1 protein-coding gene is annotated in these 2313 nt (G+C 59.3%); it reads left to right on the top strand.

Annotated features, from left to right (window positions below; genetic code table 11):
* Positions 1–84: 84 nt before the first annotated feature.
* Positions 85–2313, top strand: a 2229-nt coding sequence (locus ABI213_RS01445; RefSeq protein WP_348025805.1) for an arginine/lysine/ornithine decarboxylase, incomplete at its 3' end; no start/stop codon positions are given.

Genomic DNA, 2313 nt, shown 5'->3' with positions numbered 1-2313 from the left:
GTCCTTACACTTCGCGCCTGTTTTGATATTTGCAGGACTGGTGCAAGTCCACATGTCACTGCGTTAATTTGGCTGGAGGCCGGCATGAAGTTTCGTTTCCCTATCGTCATCATTGATGAAGATTTCCGCTCTGAGAACACCTCTGGCCTAGGCATCCGCGCCCTTGCCCAGGCGATTGAGACGGAGGGGTTTGAAGTGCTGGGCGTGACAAGTTATGGCGACTTGTCAAAGTTTGCCCAACAGCAAAGCCGCGCCAGCGCTTTTATCCTGTCGATTGACGACGAAGAGTTTTCGTCTGGTCCGGACCAGGATCCGGTGGTGCTCAACTTGCGCCATTTCATCGAAGAAGTGCGGCGCAAAAATCTGGATGTGCCGATCTACATCTACGGCGAAACCAAGACCTCGCAGCACATTCCCAACGACATTTTGCGCGAGCTGCACGGCTTCATCCACATGTTCGAGGACACGCCCGAGTTCGTGGCCCGCCACATCATCCGCGAGGCCAAGAGCTACCTGGAAGGCGTGCAGCCGCCGTTTTTCAAGGCGCTGCTGGACTACGCCGAAGACGGCTCGTACAGCTGGCACTGCCCCGGCCACTCGGGTGGCGTGGCTTTTCTGAAGAGCCCGGTGGGCCAGATGTACCACCAGTTTTATGGCGAAAACATGCTGCGCGCCGACGTGTGCAACGCAGTGGAAGAGCTAGGCCAGTTACTCGACCACAACGGGGCCATTGGCGAGAGCGAGCGCAATGCCGCACGCATCTTCAACGCCGACCACTGCTTCTTTGTGACCAACGGCACCAGCACCAGCAACAAAATGGTGTGGCACCACACCGTGGCCCCAGGCGACGTGGTGGTGGTAGACCGCAACTGCCACAAGTCGAATCTGCACGCCATCATCATGACCGGCGCGATCCCGGTGTTTTTGAAGCCCACGCGCAACCACTTCGGCATCATCGGCCCTATCCCTAAGAGTGAGTTCGAGCCCGCCGCCATCAAGGCCAAGATCCGCGCCAACCCGCTGCTGCAGCACGTGGATGCCGACACCATCAAGCCGCGCATCCTGACGCTGACGCAATCCACCTACGACGGCGTGCTCTACAACACCGAAACCATCAAGAACATGCTCGATGGCTACGTGGAAAACCTGCACTTCGACGAAGCCTGGCTGCCGCACGCCGCCTTCCACCCGTTTTATGGCAGCTATCACTCGATGGGCAAAAAGCGCATCCGCCCCAAGCATGCGGTGGTGTACGCGACCCAGTCCATCCACAAGCTGCTGGCTGGTATCAGCCAGGCCAGCCATGTGCTGATCCAGGACTCGCAAAACGTCAAGTTGGACCGGCATCTGTTCAACGAGGCGTACCTGATGCACACCAGCACCAGCCCGCAGTACAGCATCATCGCCAGCTGCGATGTGGCCGCCGCCATGATGGAGCCACCCGGCGGCACTGCGCTGGTCGAGGAAAGCATTGCCGAAGCACTCGACTTCCGCCGCGCCATGCGCAAGGTAGACGACGAGTACGGCGCCGACTGGTGGTTCAAGGTCTGGGGACCCGACAAACTGGTGGAGGAGGGCATTGGCCGCGCCACCGACTGGATCATCAAGGGCGAATCCAAAACCAACGCCAAGGCCAACTGGCACGGCTTTGGCAAGATGGCCACCGGCTTCAATATGCTGGACCCGATCAAGTCCACCATCGTCACGCCCGGCATGGATTTGAACGGCAAGTTCGCCAAAACCGGCATCCCCGCCAGCATCGTCACCAAGTTTCTGGCCGAGCACGGCGTGGTGGTCGAAAAGACCGGCCTGTACAGCTTCTTCATCATGTTCACCATCGGCATCACCAAGGGCCGCTGGAACAGCATGTTGACCGCGCTGCAGCAGTTCAAGGACGACTACGACAAGAACCAGCCCATGTGGCGCATCCTGCCCGAGTTCTGCCAGAAGCACCGGCGCTACGAAAAGATGGGCCTGGCCGACCTGTGCCAGCATCTGCACACGCTGTACGCCAAGTACGACATCGCCCGTCTCACCACCGACATGTACCTGAGCGACCTGACCCCGGCCATGAAGCCCAGCGATGCCTACGCCCACATCGCCCTGCGCAAGACCGAACGCGTGGCCATCGACGACCTGGAAGGCCGCATCACTGTGGGCCTGGTCACGCCGTACCCACCGGGCATTCCGCTGCTGATTCCGGGCGAAGTGTTCAACAAGAAGATCGTTGACTACCTCAAATTTTCACGCGAGTTCAATTCAAAGTGCCCAGGGTTCGAAACCGATATCCATGGTCTGGTGGAGGAGCGCGGC

It is taken from the genome of Rhodoferax sp. (assembly GCF_039922535.1).
In the GTDB taxonomy this organism is placed as follows: domain Bacteria; phylum Pseudomonadota; class Gammaproteobacteria; order Burkholderiales; family Burkholderiaceae_C; genus Rhodoferax_B.
This window is presented reverse-complemented; position numbering and strand designations above follow the sequence as displayed.